This is a genomic window from Cellulosimicrobium sp. GQ32 (assembly GCF_059758455.1).
The window spans coordinates 81,747-107,158 of sequence record NZ_JCAXEP010000011.1; the positions used below are offsets into that span (position 1 = coordinate 81,747).

The following is a 25,412-nucleotide window of genomic DNA, read 5'->3' on the forward strand; positions in this document are numbered from 1 at the left end:
TCAGCTCGGGAAGCTCGCGACGCCCACGTGCGCCGTGGTGAGGTCGGGGCCCTCGACGAGGAGCACGAGGTTGCCGTAGCCGTCCTCCGGCGTGAAGCTCCTGTCGGCGAACCGGGATCCCTCGGGTACCTCGACCACCGAGGTGTCCTGAGGGAGGGGCCCGGGCTCACCGGCAGGGGGCCGGCTGAGGTCGTCGAGCGGGAGCTGGAACGCGTCCCGCGCGAACCGGTCCACCGACTCGCGCGGCGCGGTGAACGTCACGGTGTACGCGTAGTGGTACCCGGGCACGTCCTTGTCGTCGACCGTGACGTCCGTGGCGTCGTCCGGGAGCTCCAGCCCGGCCAGGGCGAGGACTTCGCTCGGGTCGCTCGACATCGGGGCCTCCTGCGTGCTGCTCGACGGATCGGGTTCGCGGGGCGCGGTGCTCGGCCCACACCCCGCCACGGCCAGGCCGGCCACGGCGAGCGCGACGAGAGAGGCGCCCCGGCGGCGCTGTGAGGTGCTCATCCTGTCCCTTCGCTGTGCCGTGTCGACGACGACCCGACCATGGTGAACTCCTGCGCGAGACCCGTGCGGTGGAACTCCTGCAGCTCGGCGTCGGTGATCGTGAGGGCGCCGATCTGGGTCGACTTCGTGCCGTCCCAGTTGTAGCGGTCCCGGTAGCTCACCCCGGTGTCCATCTCGTAGCGCCAAGGACCGCCGGGCGAGTCGGGCGGGTAGACGGTCACCTGTCCCGACACGTTCTAGGAGCGAGCCGACGTGGTCGCGCACGCTCTCCAGGCGCCGGGCCGCGTCCTCGACGGAACGGGCGAGCGTACGCAGCGCGTCGACGTCCGCGCCCCACAGGGTCCGCGCCACGAGTCCCGCTCCGATCGTGCCGGTCGCGGGGATCCTGGCAACAGCCGGGACCTGCACGACCGGCGTCCCAGGGACGGCTACGGACCGGTCGGCGCGGTCCGCCGGACGACGCCGAGGGCTGCGGCCGTGGCGTCGTCGGCGGGGAAGAACGACTCGATCGCGACCTCGTCGAGCGTGACGTCCCGCGGCGAGCCGAACACCGTCATCGTGTAGAGGAACGCGAGCTCGCCCTGCGGGGTCGTCAGGCGCAGCGGCACGACGGCGTCGCTCGCCGGGGAGCGGTCGTCACGCCGGTGCTCCTCGTGCGGCAGGTAGCCCTCGATCTCGGTGAGCAGGTCGACGAGCGCGGGGTCGCCCGTGCGGTCGAGCTGGCGGCGCACGCGTCGGCGGACGTGCGCGCCCCACTCCGCCAGGTTCGCGATCCGCGGGGCGAGGCCGTCGGGGTGCAGGGTCAGGCGCAGCACGTTGACAGGATGCTCGCGCAGCCGGTCGGGCACGCCGTCGAGGAACGTGCCCGCAGCGGCGTTGGCGGCGAGCAGGTTCCAGCGTCCGTCGACGGCCATCGCGGGGAACGGCTCGTGCCCGGCGAGCACGAGGTCGACGGCGCGGCGCGCCGCCGCGAGCGTCGCGGTCGACAGCGGAGTCTCGCGATGCCGCGGGGCGTAGCCCGCTGCGACGTAGACGTCGTTGCGCGCGCGCAGCGGGACGTCGAGCTCGTCGCACAGGCGGTCGATCATGTCCCGGCTCGGCTGCGCCCGGCCGGTCTCCACGAAGCTGACGTGGCGTGGCGACACGTCGGCGCCCAGCGCGAGGTCGAGCTGCGAGCGCCGACGCCGCACGCGCCACTCGCGCAGCATCGATCCGACGGGGGCGTCCACGGGAGGCATGGACCCACTCTGACGTTCCTCGAGGGGCCGGCCAACTACCTCCGAGGTCATCGACACCGTGTCGTGGCCCGGCCGACGGTGGTGCTCCGGCCACCCGCCGGACCGCCAGGGCGCCGCGGACCGGGCGCCGCAGAGGAGGGACCATGACCGAGACGACGACGCGGACCGCGACCGCGGTCGAGCGCTACCTGGAGTTCTGGAACACGGCGGAGGCGGCCGACCGCGACCGGCTCGCGTGCGACACGTTCTCCCGCGACGTCGAGTACGTCGCCCCCGTGACGCGCGCCGTGGGGTGCGACGCGGTCCTCGCGTTCGCGACCGAGCTGCTCACGCACGTCGCTCGGCACCGGTTCGAGGCGCGCACGGAGCCGGACCTGCTGGACGACCGGCTGCGGCTGCGCTGGCGCGCGCTCGCCCCCGACGGGTCGGAGTTCGCGACCGGCACCGACATCCTGCACGTCCGGCCGGACGGACTCGTGTCGTCGGTGACGACGTTCCTCGACCGTGCGCCCGACGGCTTCGCCACCCACCACCACTGACGCTGAGTGCCTGAGACAGTCGCGGTCGCATCGATACGACCGCGACTGTTCCACGCACTCGACGGGGGTGGGGGTCAGGAGAGGTCCCAGAGCAGCCGGTAGTAGGCGATGCGCTCGGGGTCCGGGTCGACGCCGTAGCCCGCGTAGACGTGGCCGTCGTACCCAGGGCCGTAGTTCCACTCGGTGCTCCAGGCCGCGACCGCAAGGTCGGCCCAGCGGTCCGCGACCCCGAGCGAGCCGAGGTCGACGTGCGCGGCGAACGCACCGTCGTCGTGCAGGAGCGTGTTGGGCACGCACGCGTCGCCGTGGCACACCACGAGCCGGTCGACGGCGGGCGGGTCGTCGAGCCGGGACCTCGCCTCGGCGACGGTGAGCTGGCGGTGCTCGGGGAACCACTCGTGCGGGCCGGAGCCTGAGGCCAGGCGCGCGTCGGCGTTCGCCACGCGGTCCTCGACGGCCCAGGTGAACGGGCACGACGCGACGGGCAGTGCGTCGTGCAGCGCGCGCAACCCGCGCCCGATCGCGACGGCCGCGGTCGCCGGGTCGGCGACCCAGCGCGGCTCGACCGCCGACCGACCCGGGACGGCGCGCGTGACGAGCCAGGTGCCGTCGTCGTCGGAGCCCTGGGCGAGGACGCGCGGGACCAGGGCGCGGTCGCCGACCCACGCGAGGCGCTCCGCCTCGCCCGGCAGGTCGATCTCAGGCGTCCCGGCGGGCACCCACTTGGCGAACCGGGTCCCGTCGGCGCCATCGAGGCGGAACGTCAGGCCGCCGAGCGCATTGCGCCACACGGGAGTGACGACGTCGTCGCCCGCGAGCGCGCGCACGGCGTCGGGCACGACGACCGGTCCGGTCGGGACGGCGGCGAGCGGAGGGCGGGTCATGCGCGCGATCCTCGCACGACGATCCGACGCATCAGGAGCGCCGCCGCCGCCCTCCCTCCGGACGGGGGCGCGAGACCTCGACGGCGGGAGCACCCTGCCGGTCCCGCGACGACGGAGGGAACGACGATGACGACCGTCCTGACGACACTGCCGACCTGGCCGCGAGTGCGACGCGGCGCGAACGGGCACCCGATCCAGACGCTCCAGCACCTGCTGCGCCACCGCGCGCACGAGATCGCCGTCGACGGGCTGCTCGGACCGCGCACGGAGGGCGCCGTCCGTGCCTTCCAGGACGCGGCCGACCTCGATGTCGACGGCGTCGCGGGGCCCGCGACGTGGGCCGCCCTCGTCGTGGTGGTGCGCCGGGGGAGCGTCGGCGAGGCCGTGCGAGCGGTGCAGCGCGAGGCCGTCGCACGCGACCTGTCCGGCGGACCGGACCCGGTGCTCACCATCGACGGGCAGTTCGGCCCGTGCACCGAGGCCTGGGTGCGCGGCTTCCAGGACGCGCTGCACGCGGGCTTCCCGGAGGTGGCCGTCGACGGCGTCGTCGGGCCCGTGACCTGGCGCTGCCTGGTCAGCGGGATGCTGTCGCACTGACCCCGCGCGCGTCCGGCCCGCCGCCGACGAGCGTGTCGCACACGGCGAGCAGCCGCGCGCGCAGCGCCGCGCCGCGGTCCGCGAAGGCGCGCTGGTGGCGCACGTACTCGGCCTTGCCCTCGGGCGTCTCGATCGCGACCGGGTCGAGCCCGTACGACGACACGTCGTACGGCGACGCCTGCATGTCGACGACGCGGACGTCGCGCGCGAGCTCGAAGCAGTCGAGCACGAGCTCGCCCGGCACGGCGGGGGTGAGCTTGAGGGCCCACTTGTAGAGGTCCATGGTCGCGTGCAGGCAGCCGGGCTGCTCCAGGGCGGGCTGGTTCTCGCGCGTCGGCCGCAGACGGTTCAGCGGGCCGGCCTCGGGGGTGAAGAAGCGGAAGGCGTCGAAGTGCGAGCACTGCACCGGGTGGGACTCGACGACGCGGTCGGTGCCGTCGTGCCCGAGGCGCAGGGGGAGCGGGTGGCGGTGGTCGCGGCCGGTGGCCCGGTCGCGGTAGACCATCGCCCACTCGTGCAGCCCGAAGCACCCGAAGCGTCCGGGCCGCGAGGCCGTGGCGGAGAGCAGGGTGTGCAGGTAGCGCACCGTGTCGCCGCGGTCGGCGAGGAACGCGTCGGCGTCGAGCGTCAGTCCCGCGGGGGTCTCGCGGTACCACCGCCACTCGGCGCGCGCCGTGTACGGGTCGGCGGGCTCGTCGAGGGGCCGAGGTGCGGTCCGGGGGGCGGGCACGTGGCCCGCCGGCGGGGCGAGCACGACGCCGGGGCCCGGGTGCCAGCGGCGGAGCTGCGCCGGGCGCGTGGGGTAGTAGGTGAAGAGGAAGTCCTCGATCGCGTGCTTCTCGCCGCGCGGCTTGCGCTCGCGCCACCCTGCGGTGAAGGCGTCCGCCCGCTCCGCGTGGGCGCGCTCGCACGCCGTCCATGCCTCGGCCGCGAGCACGACCGGTCCGACGACGTCGGTCGTCGGGTCGGTCGTCGAGGCAGTCGCGGTGACGGTCGGGGGCACCGTTCCAGGGTACGAGAGCGCCGGGGCGGTGCCGACGAGCCGGCCGACGAGCCGGTTTCACCCGGGCGGGCGTTTTCCGGATGTGGGCGCGAGCGGGAAGAATGCTCGTGAACGTGCTGTGAAGACCCGGCACGCCCGACCGGACGACCTCCCGTCGACCGGCCACCCGACCCGTTGGACCGATCTCGCGGCGACGCCGCGGAGGAGCACCATGTCGCAGCCGCCCACGGCACCGCAGGACCCGTACCAGTTCGACCCCTACCGGCCGCAAGGCGCCGACCCCGCGCAGCAGGCACCGTCGCACGACGCCTGGGCACCGCAGGGCGACGCGCCGACGCAGCCGTACGGCTCGGCGGACGGCGCGTACGCGGCCCCGGGCTACGGCGCGGCACCGGAGCAGGCTCCGTACGGCGCGGGCCAGGCGCCCGCGTACGGCGCGGACCAGCAGCCCGGGTACGGCCAGCCCTACGGCGATCCTGGGCAGCAGCCCTACCCGCAGCCGTACCCGGACCCGGCGCAGCAGGCGTACGGCCAGCCCTACGGTGACCCGGCGCAGCCGTACGGGAGCCCGTACGGCAACGGCTACTCGGCGTACACCGCGCCCGCGCCGGCGACGAGCACGGTCGCGATCGTCGGCTTCGTCCTGGCGATCCTCGGCTTCCTCGGGAGCTGGATCCCGTTCGTCAACATCTTCGCGGCCCTGCTCGGCATCACCGGGGTCGTGCTCGGGTTCGTCGGGCTGTCGCAGGTGAAGCAGGGGCGGTCGGGCAAGGGCTTCTCGATCACGGCGATCGTGCTCGGCGTGCTCTCCGTGCTCGCGACCATCCTCATGTGGGTGGTGTTCGTCGTCGCGGCGAACGAGGCGTCGACGCAGTACGAGCAGACGCTGTCCGAGATCCAGGAGGACTCCGACCGCGCGTTCGGCGAGGCCACCGAGGACGTCCTCGCCAACGACCTCGGCGTCGAGTTCGGCACCTTCGAGGGCACGGCCGACGAGTTCGGCTGGGTCGAGTCCTCGCTGCCGGTCACGTTCACCAACACGTCCGACGAACCCCTCACGTTCGACATCGACGTGGACGCGGTCGCCGCCGACGGCACCGTGATCGAGAGCGACTGGGCGTACTCCGAGACGCTGGAGCCGGGCGCCTCCGAGACCGTGGAGATCTTCGACTTCATCGACGCCGAGAACCTCGAGGCCATGAAGACGGCCACGTTCGAGGTGACGCAGGCGAGCGCGTACTGACGACGGCTGCACAGGACGGAGACCGAGCGTGAAGGACCCCGCGGCGAGCGCGCGCGAGCCCGCCTGGGGCACGGCGCCCGGCACCGAGCGGAACCCCGCCGAGGGCGGCCGCGCGCCGGACCCCGAGGGTCCCGGGACGCCGCCCACACCGCGCGGCGAGGGTGAGACCGTCCCGGCCGCCACGGCGCGGCCCCGTGGGCGGTGGTCGTGGGCGACGGCCGCGCTCGTGGCCGCGACGCTCGGCGTCCTCCTCGTCGTCGCCGTGCTCGCCACCGAGACGGTGACGGCTCGGCGCGGCTGGGCGCACGTCGGCGGTCTCTACGCGGTCGCGGGCGCCGCGGTGGTCGCGGTGGGTGCGGTCGTGTGGCGGCGCGGCACGCGTGGCGTGGCCGGCGCGACGCGCGCGCTCGTCGCGCTCCTCACCGGGACCGTGGTGCTCACGGCGTGGGTGACGGTCGACGTGATGACGGGCGGCGGTCCGGGCTACGGTCCTGGCAGCTCGCTGCGCGGTTATCCGTTCGGCGGCGGCTACGACGAGGGTCCCGAGATCGGGGCCGCCTCGGACCGGGTCTGGTACGGGGAGTCCGTGCGCTACACGGACGGCCTCGTCGTCTCGGTCTCGGCGCCCCAGCCGTACACGCCGACCGAGGACGCCTCCGTGCGCGAGGACGACCACCCGCACGCGGTCCGCCTCCGCGTGCGGGTCACGAACGGTACCGGTCAGGAGGTCGACCCGGGCGGGCTCGACCTGCAGCCCGTGTCGGGCGGGCTCGTCGCCCGCAGGGTCTTCGACTATGCCCCCGACGTGCTGCTCGACGACCCGGACACCATCGCCCGGGGGACGAGCGCCGAGTGGGACCTCGTGTACAACGTGTACGACCCCGAGGACGTCGCCGTCGGGGTCGAACCGACCTGGGCGAACTACGCGGTGGCCGTGTTCTCCTGGTGACCCGCGCGCAGGGTGGTGCGCCGGGCGTCACTCCGTGCGGTCGAGGTACGCCTGCGCGAGGCGCTTCGGTGCGCGCGAGAGCCAGGCGTCCTGCACCAGCTCCTCGAGCGCCGGCACGGCGACGCGGTCGAGACGGGCGAGCACGATCGGGTACCCGTCGAAGTGGCTCGTCGTGAAGAAGACCGCGGGGTCGTCGCCGAGCAGCGCGGCCTTCTCGCCCTCGTCGGCGACACGGAACGCGACGGGCGGATCCGCGGGCGCCGTCTCGCCGAGCTCGTCGAGGTCCTTCGCCCGCAGCGGCCGCTCCCAGGCGAACAGCTTGCCGTGCACGGTCCACTGCCGCGGACCCTTGAGGTCCGTGTCCGGCAGCACCGAGACGATCCGCTCGACGTCCTCCCACGAGGCCATGCCTCCACGGTAGGCCGCCGGTCGGCGACGGACCACACGACCCCCACCTGGCGGCGGGCCGTCAGAAGGGCGCGACCTTCCCGAGCGGCGGGAAGATCTCGTCCAGCTCGGCGAGGTCCTCGCCCGTGGGGATCCAGGCACCCGCCGCCGCGTTCTGCTGGACCTGCTCGGGCTTCGTCGCGCCGGCGATGACGCTCGACACCTGCGGGCGAGACAGCAACCACCCGAACGCGACCTGGACCTCGGTGATCCCGCGCACCTGGCAGAACGCGCCGAGGCGCGCGAGCGCCTCCCAGGGCGCCGACTCCAGGAGGTGCGGCTTGCTCGTGACCAGGCGGCCGTCGTCGGGCCGCGCGCCGTGCGCGTACTTGCCCGTGAGCAGGCCGTTCGCGAGCGGGAAGTAGGGGAGCACCCCGAGCCCGTACGCGCCCGCGGCGGGCAGCACCTCGAGCTCGGCCGCGCGGTCGACGAGGTTGTACTGGTTCTGCGCGGACACGAAGCGCACGGTCCCGGTGGCGCGGGCGGTGAACTCCGCCTCGGCGATCTGCCACCCGGCCCGGTTGGAGTGCCCGACGTAGAGCACCTTGCCCGCGCGCACGAGGTCGTCGAGCGCCGCGAGCGTCTCGTCGATCGGCGTCCGCGGGTCGGGCGTGTGGAACTGGTAGAGGTCGATCCGGTCCGTGGCGAGACGGCGCAGCGAGTCCTCGACGGCGCGCACGACGTAGCGCCGCGACCCGCGGGCGTCGAAGTCGTCGCCCGCGGCGCCGCGCATCGACATGCCGAACTTCGTCGCGACCACGACGTCGTCGCGGCGTGACCCGAGCGCCTGGCCGAGCAGCTCCTCGCTCTGCCCGGGGCGGCCACCGTACGTGTCTGCCGTGTCGAAGAACGTCACTCCCGCGTCGAGCGCGGCGTCGACGACGGCGCGCGTCCCCTCGAGCGTCTCGGTCGCCGTGCGGGGGCGGCCGAAGTTGTTGCACCCCAGCCCGACGGCGGACACGGCCAGACCGGACCGGCCGAGGCGGCGCAGGGCGGGGCGGGGAGCGGTTCCGTCGTTCGCAGTCGTCATGCGGCGACCCTACGACGCACCGCGGGCGGGCGTGACCGCCGACGCACGTGCCGCGACCGCGGCGAAGAGTCGTTCGAGCGGCCCGCGCCCCAGGGCCCAGCGCCACAGCGTCGCGGCCGCGAGCGTCGCGAGGACGAGCGCGAGGAGCGGCCCGTTCGCCGTCTGCTCGTAGGCGGCGTCGCCCCACGCCCACAGCACGACGATCTGCGCCGAGTAGACCGTGAGCGCCATCGCGCCGACCGCGGCGACCGGGGCGAGCGCCCAGCGTCCGACCCGGCCCGCGAACAGGCACAGACCGAGCACCGCGACGGCGAACCCGCCCGACCCCACGACCTCCGGCAGGGTGTCGGTGTGCGGGCCGGCGAGCCACAGGTACGCGCTCGTCGGCCACGGGTCGGACCAGTCCAGCGGCTCGGGCCGGAAGCTGCTCGACCACGCCGCCGCCGCGTCCTCGACCGCCTGTGCCCCGCCGAGGGGGCCGGTCATCGTCGCCGAGAGCCCGTACCCGATGCCCAGGGCGAGCAGCCCGCCGCCCACGAGCCCGACGCGCGTGGCGGTCGAGGACAGGTCGGAGCGTCCGATCGCCATCCCGACCAGCACGTACGCCATCCACACGACGGCGGGGTAGTGCCCGGACACGAGGAAGTCCGTGAAGGCGCCCGAGCCGTCGTCGGGCAGGTGCAGCCCGGCGCGCGCGAGCACCTCGGGGAGCCAGTAGGCGAGCACCGGCCCGACCAGCGCGACCGCGCCCGCGAGCGCGAGCAGGTCCCGGCGGCGCCAGCGCAGGAACGGCAGGGCGAGCACGAAGTACGCGGCGTAGAAGCCGAGGATGAGCAGGACGCGCGTCCCGAGCAGGTCCAGCAGGCCCACGAGCCCGAGAAGCATCACGGCGCGCACGAGGATGCGCGTGCGGGCCTGGAGCGCGGGCAGCCCGTCGAGGGGCGTCCGCCCGCCCGAGACGATCGCGAGCGACACCCCCGCCACGAGCGCGAAGAGGATCGACGACCGCCCGTGGGACAGCGAGAGCCAGCCGGCCACCTCGCCGAAGTCGTCGGAGGTGTACCCCACATGGGCGGTGAACATGCCGACGACGGCGATCCCGCGCGCGACGTCGACCCCCGTGACGCGGCCCGGGCCGCCGAGCAGGAGCGCGACGTGGCGGCGCGCGAACCCGAGGGAGGGGCGAGCGGGTTCGCCGGGGACGGGGGTCGTGCCGGTCGCGGCCGTCATGGGGGGATTGTCCGCGCGCGGGCACGCTCCCACCCGGCCGCCACGCCGGAGCGGACGACGGTGCGATCCCCGCGCGGACCGCGCGCCCAGAGTGTGAGAACGGGGTCGAGAACGATGCACGTCCGGCCTACGGTGCGGGTATGACGCACACCCCCCACGGCGCCGACGCGGCCGCCGAGCACCCCGCCGACGCCCCTACCGGGGCCGGCAGCGACCCCGCGCAGGAGTCCGAGTCGTACACGCACGGGCACCACGAGTCCGTGCTGCGCTCCCACCGGTGGCGCACCGCGGAGAACTCGGCCGGCTTCCTCCTGCCGCACCTGCGCGCGGGCATGAGCGTCCTCGACGTGGGCTGCGGCCCCGCGACGGTCACCGTCGACCTCGCCGACCGCGTGGGCGGAGGACGCGTCGTCGGGGTCGACGCGTCCGAGGCCGTCCTCGAGAGCGCGCGCGAGCTCGCCGCGCAGCGCGGCACCGCGAACATCACGTTCCAGCACGCGAACGCGTACGAGCTGCCGTTCGCGGACGGCACGTTCGACGTCGTCTACGCGCACCAGCTCCTTCAGCACCTGTCCGACCCGATCGCCGCGCTGCGCGAGATGAAGCGCGTCGCCAAGCCCGGCGGGCTCGTCGCCGTGCGCGACGCCGACTACGCCGCCATGACGTGGTACCCGGAGTCCCCGGGCCTCACCGAGTGGAACACGCTCTACCACGAGGTCACGCACGCGTACGGGTTCGAGGCCGACGCCGGTCGTCGCCTCTTCTCCTGGGTCCAGGACGCCGGGTTCGACCTCGACGGCATCGTGCCCACCGCGAGCACCTGGTGCTACGCGACCCCGGCCGACCGCACCTGGTGGGGCGGGCTCTGGGCCGAGCGCTGCGTCGCCTCGAACTTCGCCGTGCAGGCGAAGGAGTCGGCGCTCGCGGACGACGTCGCGCTCGAGCAGCTCGCGCAGGACTGGTTGCGCTGGGCCGAAGAGCCCGCGGGCTGGTTCGCGGTCCTCAACGGCGAGGTCCTCGCCCGCGCGTGAGCCGATAGCCTGAGCCCGTGCGCATCGCGAGATTCACCACCGGAGACGACCCCCGCTACGCCCTCGTCCAGCAGGAGGGGGACCGCACGTACCTCGCGGTCCTCACGGGCGACCCGCTCTACATGCCCGTCACGCCGACGGGCGAGCGCATCGAGCTGGGCGACGGCGTCCGGCTCCTCGCGCCGGTGATCCCGCGCTCCAAGATCGTCGCCGTGGGTCGCAACTACGCGGACCACGCGAGGGAGATGGGCAACGACGTCCCGACGAGCCCGCTGCTCTTCCTCAAGCCGAACACCTCGGTCGTCGGCCCGGACGACCCGATCGTCCTGCCCGACTTCTCGCAGGAGGTTTCCTACGAGGCCGAGCTCGCGATCGTCATCGGCCGGCTCGCCAAGGACGTGTCGCCCGAGGCCGCGCCCGGGTACGTGCTGGGCTACACCGTCGCGAACGACGTCACCGCGCGCGACGCCCAGCGCACCGACGGCCAGTGGGCGCGTGCCAAGGGCTTCGACTCGTCGTGCCCGCTCGGCCCGTGGATCGACACCGACCTCGACCCCGAGGACGTGGGCGTCCGCAGCCGCGTCAACGGCGAGGTCAGGCAGGACGGCCGGACGAGCGACATGATCTTCGACATCCCCTTCCTGGTGTCGTACGTCTCCGAGGCGATGACCCTCCTGCCGGGCGACGTCATCCTCACCGGCACGCCCGCCGGGGTCGGCCTGGTCGACGTGGGCGACCGCGTCGAGTGCGAGGTCGAGGGGATCGGCGTCCTGAGCAACCCGGTCGTCCGGCGGGCCTGAGCGTGCGACCCGCCCCGGGTCGAACCGTCGCGCGAGCAGCAGGCTGGGGCGCGGTCGTGCCGTGCGCGGTCGTCGTCGTGCTCGTGGTCCTCGCCGTGCTCGCCGGGGGCGTCCCGACCGGGGAGGCCTTGTCGTACGGGATCGTCCTCGCGATCGTCAGCGTCCCGGTCTGCGCCCTCGTCGGTACCGCGATCGGCGGCCTCGTCGTGCTCGCACGGTCGCGACGGCGTGACGGGCCTCGTCCGGCGACGACCGGTGCGCCGTCGGCGGGTGCCGCCCGGGACTGAGACGACGGCGCAGGCGCCGCCGGACGCCCGGGCGGCGGACGGCGTCGGGCAACTACGCTGGGCACCGTGATCCCCGCACCTGGTTCCTCGCCCGTCCGCGTCCGCTTCTGCCCGTCCCCGACCGGGACGCCGCACGTCGGGCTCATCCGCACCGCGCTGTTCAACTGGGCGTACGCGCGGCACACCGGTGGCACGTTCGTGTTCCGCATCGAGGACACCGACGCCGCCCGCGACAGCGAGGAGAGCTACGAGCAGCTCCTCGACGCGCTGCGCTGGCTCGGCCTCGACTGGGACGAGGGCGTCGAGGTCGGCGGCCCGCACGAGCCGTACCGACAGTCGCAGCGCGCGGACATCTACCAGGACGTCATCGCGCGGCTCGTCGAGGGCGGGTACGTCTACGAGTCGTTCTCGACCCCCGAGGAGTCCGACGCGCGCAACGCCGCCGCAGGCGTCAAGACCAAGGGGTACGACAACTTCGACCGCACCCTCACGGACGAGCAGAAGGCCGCGTTCCGCGCCGAGGGCCGTGAGCCCGTGCTGCGCCTGCGGATGCCGGACGAGGACATCACGTTCACGGACGTGGTGCGCGGGGAGATCACGTTCAAGGCAGGCTCGGTCCCGGACTACGCGCTCGTGCGCGCGAACGGGCAGCCGCTCTACACGCTCGTGAACCCGGTCGACGACGCGCTCATGGGCATCACGCACGTGCTGCGCGGCGAGGACCTGCTGTCGTCCACGCCGCGCCAGATCGCGCTGTACCGGGCGCTGCTCGAGATCGGCGTGGCCGAGGTGATGCCGGAGTTCGGCCACCTCCCGTACGTCATGGGGGAGGGCAACAAGAAGCTCTCCAAGCGCGACCCCGAGTCCAACCTGTTCCTGCACCGCGAGCGCGGCTTCACGCCCGAGGGCCTGCTCAACTACCTCGCGCTGCTCGGCTGGTCCATCTCGCCGGACCACGACATCTTCACCGTCACGGAGCTGGTCGAGGCGTTCGACGTCCACGACGTGCTGCCCAACCCGGCGCGCTTCGACCTCAAGAAGGCCGAGGCGATCAACGCGACGCACGTGCGTCTGCTCGCCCCCGAGGACTTCCGCGACCGCCTCGTCCCGTACCTGCACGCGGGCGGCCTGGTCCCCGCGGACTCGTTCGCGGACCTGTCGCCGCGCAACCAGGAGATCCTCACGGCGGCCGCGCCGCTCGTGCAGGAGCGCATGGTGCTGCTCGGCGAGTCGGTCGGGATGCTCGGCTTCCTCTTCACGGCCGACGACGCGCTCACGGTCGAGGACGACGCGCGCGGGGCGCTGCGCGACGACGCGAAGGACATCCTCGCCGCGGCGATCGCCGCGCTCGACGTGCTGCAGGACGGCGAGTTCGTCACCGCGGCGATCGAGGAGCGGCTGCGCGACGCGATCGTCGAGGGCATGGGCGTCAAGCCGCGCTTCGCGTTCACGCCGCTGCGCGTCGCGCTCACGGGCCGCCGCGTCTCGCCGCCGCTGTTCGAGTCCATGGAGCTGCTCGGCAAGGGTTCGACCCTGGCGCGCCTCGTGCGCCTGCGGGACGCGCTGTGACCGACCCCGGTGCCCCGGCGGCGCCCGCGCCGCTCGAGGGCGTCCTGTTCGACGTCGACGACACGCTCGTCGACACGCGCGCCGCGTTCGCCGCAGCGATCACCGCCGCGTCGCGCGTGTGGCTGCCGCACCTGCCCGAGGACCGGTACGACGAGGTCCTCGCGTTGTGGCGCGCCGACCCCAACGGGCACTACCGCGCGTACACGCGCGGCGAGGTCGACTTCGACGCGCAGCGCATGGCGCGAGCCAACGAGCTCCAGGCGACGTTCGGCGGCGAGCTGCTCGACGACGCCACGTACGTGGACTGGAAGGAGCTCTTCTGGGGCACGTTCGAGGCGTCGTGGACAGGGTTCGAGGACGCGCGTCCGGTCGTGGACGCGCTCGTCGCCGCAGGGGTCCGTGTGGGGTCCCTGACGAACGCGCGCGTCGAGCTCCAGACCCGCAAGCTCGCCGCGGCGGGCCTGCCCGACGTCCCGCTGCTCGTCGGCGTGGACACGCTCGGCTTCGGCAAGCCGGACCCGCGCGTGTTCGCCGAGGCGTGCGCGCGGCTCGGTACGGACCCGGCCCGCACGGCGTACGTCGGTGACGAGCTCGACGTCGACGCGCGCGCCGCGCGCGCGGCCGGCCTGGTCGGGGTCTGGCTCGACCGCCCCGGCACGCGGCGCGGCGGCCCGCACCCCGAGGACCCGGAATCGGCCCGAGCGTCGGGTGTCTACGTGGTCCACGCCCTGGCCGACCTGCCCGCGACCCTCGCAGTCGCGGCCCCGGCCGAATCCCCCACGCCGAGGTAGAGCCCCGGTCCGCCGAGGTAGAGGTGTGGTCATGACCAGGCCTCTACCTCGACCTACCTGGCCTCTACCTCGGCCTACCGGGCCTCTACCTCGGCGGGGGACGGGTCAGGTGAGGAGCAGGACGCCGACGAGGGCTGTCGTCGTGACGAGGAGCGCCGACAGCCCGCCGAGGACGAGCGCGCGCCGCCCCGTGCGCAGCAGGTAGGGCACGTCCACGCCCAGCCCGAGCGCGAACATCGCGGCCACGAACGCGAGCGTCGTCGCGGTCGCGAGCGCGGCGAGCAGCGGGGCCGGCACGACGCCCAGGCTGCGCAGCGCCACCGCCGCCACGAACCCGACGACGAACCACGGCACCGGCGCGACCCGTGGCGCCGCGGTGTCCGCGGTCGGGTGCGTGACCGTGCCGGCACCGAGGTCCGAACCAGCCGAGCCGACCCGGGGGAGAGCGGCGCGCCGCGCGCCGCGCGCGACGACGACCCCTGCCACGGCGACGAGCGGGGCGAGGAGGGCGACGCGCGCGAGCTTGGCGACGGTGGCGGTCGCCAGGGCGGGGTCGGAGATCGTCCCGGCGGCCGTGACGACCTGCGCGACCTCCTGCACGCTCGCGCCGATCCAGAGCCCGGCCTGGTCGTCGGTGAGCCCGACCAGCGAGGCGAGCCACGGCAGCACGCCGATCGCGAGCGTGCCGAACACGGTGACGAGCGCGAGGGACGCGGCGACGCCGTCGTCGTCCTCGCGGACCTGCCCGGGGGTGCGCCCGGGGCCGGCGACGACGCCCTGCATGGCCGAGATCGCCGCGGCCCCGCACACCGAGAACCCGGTCGCGACGAGCAGCGTCGTGACGCGCGGCACCCGGAGCACGCGACCGAGCGTGAGCGTGCCGGTGAAGGTGACGAGGAGGGTCGTCGCGACGACGACGAGCCCGCGCCAGCCGAGCGCGAGGACCTCGGGGACCGAGAGCTGGAACCCGAGCAGCACGACGCCCGTGCGCAGGACGACGCGGGACGTCCACGCGACCCCAGGTCTGGTCGCGGCGACCGCGACCGTCCCGCGCCGGGTCCTGCCCACCCGGCCCAGCACCGGCGCGACGAGCGCGCCGAGCACGAGGGCGACGACGAGCGGGGACGCCGTCGGGACGAGCCGCGCTCCGAGCAGCACCACGACCGTCGCCGCGGCGACCAGCCCGAGGCCGGGCAGCAGCGCGCGGGAGCCCGCGGCGCGGCGGGACGTGGTCGCCGTCGCGACGGGCGGTGCGGTGCGGGTCGTGCGGGGTGCGGGACGGGCCATGCTCACGAGCCTGCTGCGCGCGGCGACGCCGCGGAAGACCGATCTGCGTTGCCACCCATAGAGTGGACCTATGGCCCAGACCTCTCGCGACCGGACGTCGCTCTCCGCGCTCGAGCTGCTCGTGGCGACCGACTCGCACGGCTCGATCAGCGCCGCGGCCCGGGCGCTCGGGGTCGCGCAGCCAACGGCGTCGGCGGGCTTGCGGGCGCTGGAGCGGCGCCTGGGGCTGGAGCTCCTCGAGCGCACGACGCGCGGCTCCCGCCTCACCGAGACCGGCCGCGCCACGGCCGCGTGGGCGCGCGAGGTGATCGAGGCGTCGGACCGCTTCGAGACGTCGGTCGCCGCGCTCCGTGACGCCCCCGCCGCCCGGGTGCGCGTCGCGGCGAGCCTCACGGTCGCCGAGTACCTCGCGCCGCGCTGGCTCGCGCGCCTGGCGCTCGAGGGGTCCGGCCCCGGTGGGGGAGCGCCGGACGTCGAGCTCGTCGTCCGCAACTCGCGCGAGGTGACCGACCTCGTCCTCGACGCCGCGGTGGAGCTGGGCTTCGTCGAGAGCGCGACGCTGCGCCGTGGGCTGCGCAGCCGCACCGTCGCCCACGACCGGCTCGTCGTGGTCGTCGGGCCGACGCACCGGTGGGCACGGCGGAGCGCGCTGCGGTTGGACGAGCTGCTCGCGGGCGGGCTGGTCGTGCGCGAGCGCGGCTCAGGGACGCGCGAGACGCTCGAGCGCGGCCTCGCGGCGGTCGGCGAGCGGCTGCCCGACCACCTGCCCTACCTCGGCTCCACGGCGGCGCTCAAGACCGCCGTGCAGCACGGCGGTGCCGTCGCGGTCCTGTCGAGCCTCGCCGTCGCCGACGACGTCGCGCGCGGCTCACTGGTCCGCGTCGCCGTCCCGGGGCTCGAGCTCGACCGACGCCTGCGCATGGTGTGGAAGGACGGCACCGCGCTCTCCTCGTCCGCACGCCGTATCGCGGCCGCGGCGGCCGCCTCGTCGGGCTGACCGGCTCCCCCCCCGCTGCGGCGCCTCAGCGCACCGACGCGTCCCAGCGCCAGCGCGTGCGCCGCTCTCGGCCGGGCAGCTCGCCGCGCCCGGTCGCCCAGAGGAGCAGGAGGTCCGGGTCGTCGTCCGGTCCGGGCTCGACGTCCGGGAAGAGCCGTGCGAGGACCCGCGGCGCGAGGCCATCCGGGAACGGCACGTGCGCGCCCGCGAGCCCGAGCAGGACGTCGTGGCCGTGCACGAGGACCTCGACGACGCCCATCGCCGCGAAGCCGGCGGCGTCGGAGGTCCCGTAGGGGTGGTAGGCGCGTGCGGCCACCGGCCGGGTCTCGGCGAGGGTCGCGAGCAGCTCGCCACCGCCCAGCAGCGCCTCGCACAGGCCCGCGGTCCCCGCCGCGCGGTCGACGTGCGCGATCTCGTCCTCCCCGCGCGGCCCGACGAGCGGGACGTACGCCAGGCGGGGGAGCGCGGCGAGCTGGAGGGCGTAGGCGAGCAGGTCGTCCACGACGTGCTCCGCCGTCGTCCAGCACGACCACCGCACCGGCCCGGCCTGCGCGTCGAACGCGGTGACCGGGTGCTGCGCAAGGTGGCCCGCGAGCCAGCGTGTCGCCGTCCGGACGTCGTCGCCGGCGACGACGTCGGGGGAGGGGTCGGTGCGGGCGCTCACGCGCCGTCCGACGCCGTCGTGAGCACGTCGGCCCGCCAGCACTCGGCGAGGTACGGCAGGTCCACGTCGGTACGCCCCGCGAGCGCCGGGTGCGTCGCGACGAGGTCGTCGATCTCGCGGAGCAGCTCCTCACGGCGTGCGTCGGGAAGCGTCAGGAGGTAGCTGCGCGACGCGGCGAGCGGGCGGAGCGACGAGGTCGGCACGCGGTCGGCCCAGGGGACCGTGCGGTGCTCGGGCGGGGTGAAGAGCTGCTCGGCGAGCACGGGCTCGCGGTAGCTGTGCTCGAGGGTGTCGCCCCGGTGGATGACCTCGGTGAACCGGCCGACCCAGTCGACCGCGTTGTCCCGCACGTTCCACACGATGCCGAGCCGCCCGCCGGGGCGCAGCACGCGCGCGATCTCCGGCTGGGCGGCGGGCGAGAACCAGTGCCACGCCTGGGCGACGAGCACGGCGTCGACGCTCGCGTCGGGGAGCGGGATCGCCTCGGCCGAGCCGGGCAGCGCCTGCGCGCCCGGGACCGACTCCGCGAGGCGCGCGCGCATCGCGTCCGAGGGCTCGACGGCGACGACGTCCAGCCCGCGGGCGACGAGCCGCTCGGTGAGCTTCCCTGTGCCTGCGGCGAGGTCGAGGACGCGGCGTGCGCCGTCGGGCAGGAGCCAGTCGACCGCCTCGTCCGGGTAGGAGGGCCGCGTGGACGCGTACTGGGCGGCGCCCTGCTCGAACGACGCGGCGCGGTCGGCGCGCGACCCGGGGTCGGGAGAGTCTCCTGAGCTCATGCCTCGACGGTGCCAGACGGCGGCGGGGTGCGTCGACCCGGAGGCCCCCCTTCGCGCACCCGACCCGGCAGTTCGGGCAGCATTTGGTCCGCGTCGTCCTGTCCGGTAATGTTCTCGGCCGGTGGGACCTCCACGGGAGGGAGCCAGGGGACGAGTCTCGACTCGTCGCGAAGGCTCTCCGACGATGGCTGGTTACCCCCTTGGGGTATGGTGTAATTGGCAGCACGAGTGATTCTGGTTCACTTAGTCTAGGTTCGAGTCCTGGTACCCCAGCGAAGAGCTCCGGCTCAGATCGAGTGGTCAAACCCGCTCGAAACATGAGGTAGAGTTCTCGACGGAGAAACGGACCGGAAGCGGTTCGAAGATCCACAGGCCCCCATCGTCTAGCGGCCTAGGACGTCGCCCTCTCACGGCGGTAACACGGGTTCAAATCCCGTTGGGGGTACAGAGAAAGGCCCGGTCACCATCACGGTGACCGGGCCTTTGTCATGTGCGCAGGGGCTTCAGCGGCGCGCGACGCGACGGGTCGTGGTGCGGGTGCGCGCCGGTGTGACGAAGGTCGGGGCCCACGGTGGGGAGCTGTGATCGCCGTGCTGGGCGCGACGGAACCGTCGGCCCGCTCGTGAGCCCGTCGAGGTGCCGTCAGGGCGCGCCGTCGCGACCCGGACCGGGCTCGTAGGGCTTCGGGATCGGCGTCGGCGTGGGGCGCGGGTGGATGACCGGCACGTAGGTCGCCCGGTGCTCCCCGGAGACCGCCCAGCCGGGCTCGTCGTCGTGAGGCTCCGCAGGATGCTCGCCGCCGAGCCACCCACCCCTGTCTCCGGCGGCGCCCTGCGCCGCCTCCGACCGCCCTGCGACCGGGATGGGCTGCGTCGGCCCGCTCGACTCGCCGGCCGCACGCCCGGGGACGACGACGAGGCGCTGGTCGGCGGGTGGCGGCGCGGGGACGGGCGGCAGGGTCTCGGCCGGGCTGCGGCCGTCCCACGCGGGCGCGGGCTCCACGGGCGCCGGCTCGGCCGGCTGGGCAGGGCGTGGGCCGGGCGGCGGGATCGACGCGGGAGCAGCGCCCGGAGCGCCGCCCTGGACCTGCCCGGAGCCGCTCGACGGCGCCGCGCCGGGGCGGCTTCCCGGCGTGAAGAGCGTGTCGCACAGGAGCCGGTACGTCGCGTCGGGGTGGGAGACCCAGTCGATCTGGCGCAGCGCCTGGTCCTGTCCGGCGGACTCCAGGAGGAACTGGCCGTAGCCGAGCACGCGTCCGACCGGCGAGCGCCCGTAGTTCATGTCCGTGACCTTGGTCAGCGGCATCATCGCGACCTTGTGCGTGATGAGCCCGTACAGCAGCAGCAAGCGCTTGTCGGTGGCGACGAACCACTCGTTGCGCCACTCGAAGACCTTCCACACCAGGCGCCCGGCGAGGATCAGCCACAGCCACCAGAGGAAGAGCACACCGTCTCCGACGGCGGGCCCGGCCTGCACCACGAGCCAGGCGACGACGACCGCCCCCGCGACGGTCGTGGCGACGGGCTCGAGCAGCATCCCCCAGTGGTGGCGCGTGGCCACCACGACCCGCTCGCCGCTCAGCACGTAGCGGTCGAGGATCTTGCTGCGGGGACGGCCGCGGGCCACGGTCAGTCCAGGAGCGAGTTGAAGAACTGGCCGATGGAGCTGAAAGCGCCGACGATGACGTCCCAGATGCCTTCGACGATGTCGGCGGCGCGGTCGGGGCTCCTGATGACCGCGTAGACGGCGAAGATCACGAGCACCCAGATCAGGGTCAACTTCACCTTCGGATGCATCGGGACTCCTCGTGTCTCGGGATCGGACGGTCAGGCTCGCCCCCTGCCGCTACCGAGCCGTCCGGCGCCGGGGCACGCACAGCATGGCAGCAGCCGGTGACATTTTGACAGGGCACGTCCCGTTTGCGGCCCACGGCGCGCCGACCGACGTCGACCCGGCGCGCCGACGCCCCTGCTACTCGCCGGCGCGGCGCAGCACCTCGGTGAGACGGTTCGCGGCGGCGACGACCGAGCCGGAGTGCAGGCGGCCGGGCTGACGGCTCAGACGCTCGACCGGGCCGGAGATGGAGACCGCTGCGACGACGCGGCCGGACGGTCCGCGGACCGGCGCGGACACCGAGGCGACGCCGAGCTCGCGCTCGGAGACGGACTGGGCCCAGCCGCGGCGTCGGACGCCCGAGAGGATCGTGGCCGTGAAGACGGCCTCGCGCAGGCCGCGGTGGAGGCGGTCGGGCTCCTCCCACGCGAGCAGGATCTGCGCCGCGGAGCCCGCGTTCATCGTGAGCGTGGCGCCGACGGGGATCGAGTCGCGCAGGCCCACCGGGCGCTCGGCGGCCGCGACGCAGATGCGGTGGTCGCCCTGGCGGCGGTAGAGCTGGGCGCTCTCGCCCGTGTGGTCGCGCAGCGCGGTGAGCACGGGGTTCGCGGCGGCGAGCAGGCGGTCCTCACCGGCGGCCGTGGCGAGCTCGTTGAGCCGCGGGCCGAGGACGAAACGGCCCTGCATGTCTCGCGCGACCATGCGGTGGTGCTCGAGCGCGACCGCGAGGCGGTGCGCCGTCGGGCGGGCCAGGCCGGTGGCCGTGACGAGCTGGGCGAGGGTGGCCGGTCCGGACTCCAGGGCGCCCAGGACGGAGGCCGCCTTGTCCAACACTCCGACTCCGCTAGTATTGTCCATAGGTCGATATTGACGTCTCATGCTCTGAGATGCAAGCCAGAACTGAGATGCAGGTCCGGCACGGACGTTCCACCCGCTGGACGTTCTCCCCGGCAGGCTGCCGGACGGCGGACCATCGACCCAGGCGGTTCTCCAAACCCCCAGGAGCACCGTGACAGACGACGAGGAGATGAGCTACATGGCCGGCACGCTGGCGGAGAAGGTCTGGGACGCGCACCTGGTGCGACGAGGCACCGACGGGTCGCCCGACCTTCTCTACATCGACCTCCACCTCGTGCACGAGGTCACCAGCCCTCAGGCGTTCGAGGGTCTGCGCCTCGCGGGCCGCCCGGTGCGCCGTCCCGACCTCACGATCGCGACCGAGGACCACAACACCCCGACGCTGGACATCGACCTGCCGATCGCGGACCTCACGAGCCGCACGCAGATCGACACGCTGCGCAACAACGCGCGTGAGTTCGGCGTCCGCATCCACTCGCTCGGCGACGCCGACCAGGGCATCGTGCACCAGGTGGGGCCGCAGCTCGGCCTCACCATGCCGGGCCTGACGGTCGTCTGCGGCGACTCGCACACCTCGACGCACGGCGCGTTCGGCGCGCTCGCGTTCGGCATCGGCACGTCCGAGGTCGAGCACGTCCTCGCCACGCAGACACTGCCGCTCGCGCCGTTCAAGACCATGGCGATCAACGTCGACGGCGAGCTGCCCCCGGGCGCGACGAGCAAGGACATCATCCTCGCGATCATCGCCAAGATCGGCACCGGCGGTGGCCAGGGCTACGTCCTGGAGTACCGCGGCGAGGCCATCCGCAAGCTCTCGATGGAGGCGCGGATGACGATCTGCAACATGTCGATCGAGGCGGGCGCGCGCGCCGGCATGATCGCCCCGGACGACACGACGTTCGAGTACCTCAAGGGCCGCCCGCACGCGCCCGAGGGTGCCGACTGGGATGCGGCCGTCGAGTACTGGCGCACGCTGCGCTCCGACGACGACGCCGTCTTCGACACCGAGGTCACGCTCCGCGCGTCCGACCTCGAGCCCTTCGTCACCTGGGGCACCAACCCGGGCCAGGGCCTGCCGATCTCCGCGACCGTGCCCGTCCCCGAGGAGATCGCGGACGAGAACGAGCGCGTCGCCGCCGAGCGCGCGATCGAGTACATGGGCCTCACGCCCGGCCAGCCGCTGCGCGAGGTGTCCGTGGACACCGTGTTCATCGGGTCGTGCACCAACGGTCGCATCGAGGACCTGCGCTCGGTCGCCAAGGTCGTGCAGGGCAAGCAGAAGGCGGACGGCGTGCGTGTCCTCGTCGTCCCCGCCTCCGCGCGCGTGCGCCTCCAGGCCGAGGCCGAGGGCCTCGACAAGATCTTCCTCGACTTCGGCGCCGAGTGGCGCAACGCGGGCTGCTCGATGTGCCTCGGCATGAACCCCGACCAGCTCCAGCCGGGGGAGCGCGCCGCGTCGACGTCGAACCGCAACTTCGAGGGCCGCCAGGGTAAGGGCGGGCGCACGCACCTCGTGTCGCCGCTCGTCGCCGCCGCCACCGCGCTGCGCGGGACGCTCTCCTCGCTGAGCGACCTCGACCTGCCCGAGGGCACCGACATCACGTCCTTCGACGGCACGCCGCTCGCGCCGCTCGACCCGCGCGTCCTCGTGCAGGTCTGAGCCACCCGCGCCGCGCTGCCCCACTCGTCGCCCCGAAGACTCGAAGAGGTTCCTGCCATGGAGAAGTTCACGACCCACACCGGCGTCGGCGTCCCGCTGCGCCGCAGCAACGTCGACACCGACCAGATCATCCCCGCCGTCTACCTCAAGCGCGTCACGCGCACGGGGTTCGAGGACGCGCTGTTCGCCGCCTGGCGCGGTGACCCCACGTTCGTCCTCAACCAGGACGCCTACCGCGCGGGCTCCGTCCTCGTTGCCGGGCCCGACTTCGGCACCGGCTCGTCGCGCGAGCACGCCGTGTGGGCGCTCAAGGACTACGGCTTCCGCGTCGTCCTGGCGTCGCGCTTCGCCGACATCTTCCGCGGCAACTCCGGCAAGCAGGGCCTCGTCGCCGGGATCGTCGCACAGGAGGACATCGAGCTCCTCTGGAAGATCCTCGAGACCAACCCGGGCACCGAGGTGACCGTGGACCTGGTCGCCCGCACCGCGTCCGCGCAGGACGTCACGGTGCCGTTCCAGATCGACGACTACACGCGCTGGCGCCTCATGGAGGGCCTTGACGACATCGGCCTGACCCTCCAGCACGAGGACGAGATCTCCGCGTTCGAGGCGACGCGCGCGTCGTGGCGCCCCAAGACGTTGCCGGCGAAGACGCTGCCCAAGGTCGAGATCGAGGCGGCGCGGCCGGTCGGCTGACGATTCTGCGTCGCGGGGCCGGGGCGGGCTCTGGGGTGGTGACGACGGGTCTACCATCCGCAGGGCTCGTCCCTCGCCCTGCTCCCGCCAGGCCCGCCACGACCCGTCGTCACCACCCCAGAGCCCGCCGGTGATCGTGTCGCCGACACGTCGTCCGGGTCCCTTCCTGGATCAGGGCGTCAGTGTCGCGGCGGGCCCGCGTGGATCGCGGCCAGGAGCGAGTCCGGGGTTGCGGACTCGGGGTTCCAGCGGGACTCGACCCACCAGGTCGCTCCGGCGTCGGCGAGGCCGGCGAGCTGGTCGGCCGCCGCGGAGCGGTCCGCCGGGAGCTCGCCCTGGACGACGACGTCGAACGGCCGGGCCGCGTCGAGGCCCAGCTCGGCGCGACGCGTGGTGAGCCACGCGACGAGGGCGGAGACGTCGTCGGGCGTGGGCACGTCGAAGCCGCGGTCGCCGCGGAGCTGGAGCACGATCCCGTCGGCGCGCAGGGTGCGGTCGAGCGAGCGCACCGGCGGGCGCTCGGCGTCCCACACGCCGACGGGCCACTCCGGCACGTGGTGGCCGACGACCGCGCGCTCGACCGGGCGCGGCAGGAACTGCATCTCCCCGGTCCGCACGTGCTTCCCCTCGAACGTGAACCGCTCGCCGGTCCACGCGCGATCGAGGTAGGCGAGCGCGTCGTCGAGCAGCTCGGCGCGCTCGCGCAGCGACTGCGGCTGACCCGGCACGGCGGAGAACCCGCCGTCGTCGAGCACGCCGACGCCGACCGGCAGCACGAGGCGACCGCCCGACAGGTGGTCGACGGTCAGCGCCTGGCGCACGACCTCCCACGGCTTGCGGCGGGGGAGCGCGAAGACCATCGCGCCCAGCGTGATCCGCTCGGTCCGGACCGCCGCCGCGGCGAGCACCGCCCACGGGTCGAACGTGTCGACCGGCATGGACAGCAGGCTCAGCCCGTCCCACGAGAAGAACCCGTCCCAGCCCGCGGCCTCCGTCCCGACCGCCATCTCCAGCACCTGTGCCGCGGAGCCGAAGCTCCCGACCACCCCGACCTTGATCCCCGACCCTGTCTCCGACGTCGCTGCGCTCATCCGCCGACGCTACGCGACCCCACCCACACCGCTGGGTGCGGGAGACAGCCGCGTCCGAGGTGCCGGGACGCGACCGTTCCCTGCGCTGACCGGTCAGGGGAGCGGGACGACGTCCACGCGCACGATGCGCCGCCGCGCGACGTCGGTCACCGTGAGCCGGTAGCCGTCCGCGTCGACGTGGTCGCCCACGACGGCGAGGCGCCCGAGCTGCGCCAGGACGAAGCCGGCGACGGTCTCGTAGGGGCCGTCGGGCAGCTCGACGCCGGTGTGTCGGGCGAACTCCTCGATCGTCTGGCCGGCGTCGACGCTCGTCGCGGTGCCGTGCTCGCGCGCCGGTGACGGCTCGTCGGGGTCGTACTCGTCGCGGATGTCGCCCACGAGCTCCTCGACGAGGTCCTCGAGCGTGACGATCCCGTCCGTGCCGCCGTACTCGTCGACGACCACGGCGATGTGCACGCCCTCGCGCCGCATCTGCGACATCGCGGGGAGCACGGTGTTCGTCGCGGGCAGGGCGAGGATCGGGCGGACGACGTCGCGCACCGCCAGGGCGCGCCCGGTCGTCGGGTCGGTCGCCGGGTGGTCCGGGCAGTCGCGCCCGAGGAGGTCGCGCACGTGGAGGAACCCCACGACGTCGTCGAAGTCGTCGCCGGTCACGGGGTAGCGCGAGTACGGACCCGCCGCGACGGTCGCGGCGGCCTCGGAGAGCGTCGTGTCGGCCCTGAGGAACGCGACCTCGCCGCGCGGGGTCATGGCCTCGGCGAGCGACCGGTCGCCCGCCTGGAACACGTCGTCGAGGATGCGGCGCTCGTCCTCGGGCAGCGACTCGTGCGCGAGCACGATCTCGCGCAGCTCCTCCTCGCTCATCTCCTCGCTGCGCGCGGACGGGTCGCCGCCGAGCAGCCGCACGACGCCGTCCGTCGAGCGCGAGAGCAGCCAGATGACCGGCCGCATGAGCGTCGCGAACCGGTCGAGCGGCGGCGCGACGACGAGCGCGACCCCGGCCGAACGCTGGAGCGCGATGCGCTTGGGCACGAGCTCGCCGAGCACGAGCGAGAGGTACGCGATGACGAGCGTCAGCCCGACGAGCGCGACCGTGTCGGCGAGCGCGGCCGACAGCCCGAGGCCCTCGAGCGCGGGCGCGAGGTCGGGGGCGAGCGTCGAGGCGCCGTACGCCGCGGAGAAGAAACCCGCGACGGTGACCCCGATCTGCACGGCGGCGAGGAACCGGTTGGGGTCGCGCGCGACTGCCGCGACCCGCGCGCCGCGCGCCGACTGCTTCTCGAGGCGCGAGACCTGGCTCTCGCGCAGGGACACGAGCGCGATCTCGGTGCCGGCGAACACGCCGCCGACGAGGATGAAGAGCAGGACGAGGCCGATGTTGGCCCAGGTGCCGGAGTCCATGCCT

General features: G+C 74.1%; 28 protein-coding genes and 2 tRNA genes. 14 read left to right on the forward strand and 16 right to left on the reverse strand.

Features of this window, described 5'->3' with window-relative positions:
• From AC6CH9_RS16790 to AC6CH9_RS16800, 3 genes are all read right to left on the reverse strand, one after another.
• Entirely contained in the window at positions 1-375 is a 375-nt protein-coding gene (locus tag AC6CH9_RS16790; protein WP_498155918.1) for a hypothetical protein, read from the reverse strand.
• Positions 376-503: 128 nt separating this feature from the next.
• The gene (locus AC6CH9_RS16795; RefSeq protein ID WP_498155919.1) at positions 504-728 is read right to left on the reverse strand and encodes a hypothetical protein; all 225 of its coding nucleotides are present in this window, start codon (positions 726-728) and stop codon (positions 504-506) included.
• Between the two features lie 207 nt (positions 729-935).
• Positions 936-1,745 (reverse strand): helix-turn-helix domain-containing protein, encoded by an 810-nt coding sequence (locus tag AC6CH9_RS16800; RefSeq protein ID WP_498155920.1) that lies wholly within the window; start codon positions 1,743-1,745, stop codon positions 936-938.
• A 143-nt stretch (positions 1,746-1,888) separates the two neighbouring features.
• Here AC6CH9_RS16800 and AC6CH9_RS16805 point away from each other — a divergent pair, with 143 nt between their 5' ends.
• Positions 1,889-2,284, forward strand: coding sequence for an isomerase (locus tag AC6CH9_RS16805; RefSeq protein WP_498155921.1), 396 nt, complete (start codon positions 1,889-1,891; stop codon positions 2,282-2,284).
• A 74-nt stretch (positions 2,285-2,358) separates the two neighbouring features.
• Here AC6CH9_RS16805 and AC6CH9_RS16810 read toward each other — a convergent pair whose 3' ends face one another.
• Positions 2,359-3,168, reverse strand: a complete 810-nt coding sequence (locus AC6CH9_RS16810; protein ID WP_498155922.1) for an aminoglycoside 3'-phosphotransferase — start codon at positions 3,166-3,168, stop codon at positions 2,359-2,361.
• 126 nt (positions 3,169-3,294) lie between these two features.
• On the opposite strand from AC6CH9_RS16810, the gene AC6CH9_RS16815 reads away from it, so the two are divergent.
• Positions 3,295-3,765 carry a peptidoglycan-binding domain-containing protein gene (locus AC6CH9_RS16815; protein WP_498155923.1) on the forward strand — a complete coding sequence of 157 codons (471 nt, stop codon included), beginning with the start codon at positions 3,295-3,297 and terminating at the stop codon, positions 3,763-3,765.
• Here the strand turns inward: AC6CH9_RS16815 and AC6CH9_RS16820 are convergent.
• The gene (locus AC6CH9_RS16820) at positions 3,743-4,702 is read right to left on the reverse strand and encodes a 3-methyladenine DNA glycosylase (RefSeq protein WP_498155987.1); all 960 of its coding nucleotides are present in this window, start codon (positions 4,700-4,702) and stop codon (positions 3,743-3,745) included. The genes AC6CH9_RS16815 and AC6CH9_RS16820 overlap by 23 nt on opposite strands.
• Before the next feature lie 277 nt (positions 4,703-4,979).
• On the opposite strand from AC6CH9_RS16820, the gene AC6CH9_RS16825 reads away from it, so the two are divergent.
• Both AC6CH9_RS16825 and AC6CH9_RS16830 read left to right on the forward strand, forming a co-directional pair.
• The gene (locus AC6CH9_RS16825) at positions 4,980-6,011 is read left to right on the forward strand and encodes a hypothetical protein (protein WP_498155924.1); all 1,032 of its coding nucleotides are present in this window, start codon (positions 4,980-4,982) and stop codon (positions 6,009-6,011) included.
• A gap of 28 nt (positions 6,012-6,039) precedes the next feature.
• A complete protein-coding gene (locus tag AC6CH9_RS16830) occupies positions 6,040-6,960 on the forward strand; it encodes a hypothetical protein (RefSeq protein ID WP_498155925.1) in 921 nt (306 codons plus the stop codon).
• Between the two features lie 27 nt (positions 6,961-6,987).
• Here AC6CH9_RS16830 and AC6CH9_RS16835 read toward each other — a convergent pair whose 3' ends face one another.
• The 3 genes from AC6CH9_RS16835 to AC6CH9_RS16845 form a co-directional block, all read right to left on the reverse strand.
• Positions 6,988-7,368 carry an MmcQ/YjbR family DNA-binding protein gene (locus tag AC6CH9_RS16835; RefSeq protein ID WP_498155926.1) on the reverse strand — a complete coding sequence of 127 codons (381 nt, stop codon included), beginning with the start codon at positions 7,366-7,368 and terminating at the stop codon, positions 6,988-6,990.
• Positions 7,369-7,429: 61 nt separating this feature from the next.
• On the reverse strand, positions 7,430-8,437 hold the full coding sequence (locus tag AC6CH9_RS16840) for an aldo/keto reductase (protein ID WP_498155927.1): 1,008 nt from the start codon (positions 8,435-8,437) through the stop codon (positions 7,430-7,432).
• 9 nt (positions 8,438-8,446) lie between these two features.
• Positions 8,447-9,667: a heparan-alpha-glucosaminide N-acetyltransferase domain-containing protein gene (locus AC6CH9_RS16845; protein ID WP_498155928.1), complete on the reverse strand. Its 1,221-nt coding sequence runs from the start codon at positions 9,665-9,667 to the stop codon at positions 8,447-8,449.
• A 140-nt stretch (positions 9,668-9,807) separates the two neighbouring features.
• On the opposite strand from AC6CH9_RS16845, the gene AC6CH9_RS16850 reads away from it, so the two are divergent.
• The 5 genes from AC6CH9_RS16850 (at position 9,808) to AC6CH9_RS16870 (ending at position 14,145) form a co-directional block, all read left to right on the forward strand.
• Entirely contained in the window at positions 9,808-10,698 is an 891-nt protein-coding gene (locus tag AC6CH9_RS16850; protein ID WP_498155929.1) for a class I SAM-dependent methyltransferase, read from the forward strand.
• A 17-nt stretch (positions 10,699-10,715) separates the two neighbouring features.
• Positions 10,716-11,498, forward strand: coding sequence for a fumarylacetoacetate hydrolase family protein (locus AC6CH9_RS16855; RefSeq protein ID WP_498155930.1), 783 nt, complete (start codon positions 10,716-10,718; stop codon positions 11,496-11,498).
• Between the two features lie 2 nt (positions 11,499-11,500).
• Positions 11,501-11,785 (forward strand): hypothetical protein, encoded by a 285-nt coding sequence (locus AC6CH9_RS16860; protein WP_498155931.1) that lies wholly within the window; start codon positions 11,501-11,503, stop codon positions 11,783-11,785.
• A gap of 66 nt (positions 11,786-11,851) precedes the next feature.
• Positions 11,852-13,354: a glutamate--tRNA ligase gene (gltX, locus tag AC6CH9_RS16865; protein WP_498155932.1), complete on the forward strand. Its 1,503-nt coding sequence runs from the start codon at positions 11,852-11,854 to the stop codon at positions 13,352-13,354.
• Positions 13,351-14,145 (forward strand): HAD family hydrolase, encoded by a 795-nt coding sequence (locus AC6CH9_RS16870; protein WP_498155933.1) that lies wholly within the window; start codon positions 13,351-13,353, stop codon positions 14,143-14,145. Before gltX ends, AC6CH9_RS16870 begins: the two co-directional genes overlap by 4 nt.
• A 105-nt stretch (positions 14,146-14,250) precedes the next feature.
• On the opposite strand, the gene AC6CH9_RS16875 is transcribed toward AC6CH9_RS16870, so the two are convergent.
• Positions 14,251-15,432: a YeiH family protein gene (locus tag AC6CH9_RS16875; protein ID WP_498155934.1), complete on the reverse strand. Its 1,182-nt coding sequence runs from the start codon at positions 15,430-15,432 to the stop codon at positions 14,251-14,253.
• Positions 15,433-15,502: 70 nt separating this feature from the next.
• Between AC6CH9_RS16875 and AC6CH9_RS16880 the strand changes: the two genes are divergently transcribed.
• A complete protein-coding gene (locus AC6CH9_RS16880) occupies positions 15,503-16,429 on the forward strand; it encodes a LysR family transcriptional regulator (protein WP_498155935.1) in 927 nt (308 codons plus the stop codon).
• 25 nt (positions 16,430-16,454) lie between these two features.
• Here AC6CH9_RS16880 and AC6CH9_RS16885 read toward each other — a convergent pair whose 3' ends face one another.
• Together AC6CH9_RS16885 and AC6CH9_RS16890 are read right to left on the reverse strand one after the other, a co-directional pair.
• Positions 16,455-17,093, reverse strand: a complete 639-nt coding sequence (locus AC6CH9_RS16885) for a hypothetical protein (protein ID WP_498155936.1) — start codon at positions 17,091-17,093, stop codon at positions 16,455-16,457.
• On the reverse strand, positions 17,090-17,869 hold the full coding sequence (locus AC6CH9_RS16890) for a class I SAM-dependent methyltransferase (protein WP_498155937.1): 780 nt from the start codon (positions 17,867-17,869) through the stop codon (positions 17,090-17,092). The genes AC6CH9_RS16885 and AC6CH9_RS16890 overlap by 4 nt, the downstream gene beginning before the upstream one ends.
• Before the next feature lie 201 nt (positions 17,870-18,070).
• Between AC6CH9_RS16890 and AC6CH9_RS16895 the strand changes: the two genes are divergently transcribed.
• Positions 18,071-18,142: transfer RNA gene (locus AC6CH9_RS16895), tRNA-Gln, on the forward strand.
• A gap of 99 nt (positions 18,143-18,241) precedes the next feature.
• Positions 18,242-18,314: transfer RNA gene (locus tag AC6CH9_RS16900), tRNA-Glu, on the forward strand.
• A 197-nt stretch (positions 18,315-18,511) separates the two neighbouring features.
• On the opposite strand, the gene AC6CH9_RS16905 is transcribed toward AC6CH9_RS16900, so the two are convergent.
• From AC6CH9_RS16905 to AC6CH9_RS16915, 3 genes are all read right to left on the reverse strand, one after another.
• Positions 18,512-19,495 carry a PH domain-containing protein gene (locus AC6CH9_RS16905; RefSeq protein ID WP_498155938.1) on the reverse strand — a complete coding sequence of 328 codons (984 nt, stop codon included), beginning with the start codon at positions 19,493-19,495 and terminating at the stop codon, positions 18,512-18,514.
• Between the two features lie 2 nt (positions 19,496-19,497).
• Positions 19,498-19,665, reverse strand: coding sequence for a hypothetical protein (locus AC6CH9_RS16910; RefSeq protein WP_498155939.1), 168 nt, complete (start codon positions 19,663-19,665; stop codon positions 19,498-19,500).
• Between the two features lie 175 nt (positions 19,666-19,840).
• Positions 19,841-20,560, reverse strand: a complete 720-nt coding sequence (locus AC6CH9_RS16915; RefSeq protein WP_024840729.1) for an IclR family transcriptional regulator — start codon at positions 20,558-20,560, stop codon at positions 19,841-19,843.
• A 178-nt stretch (positions 20,561-20,738) separates the two neighbouring features.
• Here AC6CH9_RS16915 and leuC point away from each other — a divergent pair, with 178 nt between their 5' ends.
• Positions 20,739-22,220, forward strand: a complete 1,482-nt coding sequence (gene leuC, locus AC6CH9_RS16920; RefSeq protein WP_047232599.1) for a 3-isopropylmalate dehydratase large subunit — start codon at positions 20,739-20,741, stop codon at positions 22,218-22,220.
• Positions 22,221-22,277: 57 nt separating this feature from the next.
• Positions 22,278-22,916: a 3-isopropylmalate dehydratase small subunit gene (gene leuD, locus AC6CH9_RS16925; RefSeq protein WP_375807090.1), complete on the forward strand. Its 639-nt coding sequence runs from the start codon at positions 22,278-22,280 to the stop codon at positions 22,914-22,916.
• Between the two features lie 179 nt (positions 22,917-23,095).
• Here leuD and AC6CH9_RS16930 read toward each other — a convergent pair whose 3' ends face one another.
• Positions 23,096-24,007: an LLM class flavin-dependent oxidoreductase gene (locus AC6CH9_RS16930; protein ID WP_498155940.1), complete on the reverse strand. Its 912-nt coding sequence runs from the start codon at positions 24,005-24,007 to the stop codon at positions 23,096-23,098.
• Positions 24,008-24,100: 93 nt separating this feature from the next.
• The gene (locus AC6CH9_RS16935) at positions 24,101-25,408 is read right to left on the reverse strand and encodes a hemolysin family protein (protein WP_498155941.1); all 1,308 of its coding nucleotides are present in this window, start codon (positions 25,406-25,408) and stop codon (positions 24,101-24,103) included.
• Positions 25,409-25,412: the final 4 nt, after the last annotated feature.